This is a genomic window from Aquimarina megaterium XH134 (assembly GCF_000520975.1).
Classification (GTDB): domain Bacteria; phylum Bacteroidota; class Bacteroidia; order Flavobacteriales; family Flavobacteriaceae; genus Aquimarina; species Aquimarina megaterium.
The window spans coordinates 1-484 of the sequence record NZ_JACB01000149.1; the positions used below are offsets into that span (position 1 = coordinate 1).

Consider the following 484-nt stretch of genomic DNA (forward strand, 5'->3'; position numbering starts at 1 on the left):
CAGGATTATCAGACGATAGTCTAACTGGTAACTTATCAATAACCAAAACCAGAATATCCTTCAATTCTCCTAATTCTGACAATAAAGAACTTGTTGTAATTAGTACAGAAAACGGATTTGCTGATAACATCGAACCTATACGAGATGGGGGATTATTGGTATCCAAAGGAGTATAAACATGACCCGATTTGAAAATCCCCAATAAACAACCGACAAACTCAACACTACGATCCATATACACTCCAACTATAGAAGAAGCAGAAAGGTGTAATGACAATAAACTATGAGCAATCTGATTCGAATACGAATTAAGATCTCCATAACGCCAAGTCTTTTCATTGTGTACTAATGCTACAGCATCAGGATCAGTTGCTACTACGGATTCAAAACGAACATTGATCGGAGCCTCATTACCCAGATCAACCGCTCCCGGATTGAAACTTAATCCTGCTGGTGTAATACTTCGACCCAAAATTAATTCCTC

At 38.0% G+C, this 484-nt stretch carries 1 protein-coding gene; it reads right to left on the bottom strand.

Annotated features, from left to right (window positions below):
• On the bottom strand, positions 1-484 hold a 484-nt coding region (locus Z053_RS29635; RefSeq protein ID WP_051476162.1), incomplete at both ends, for an AMP-binding protein.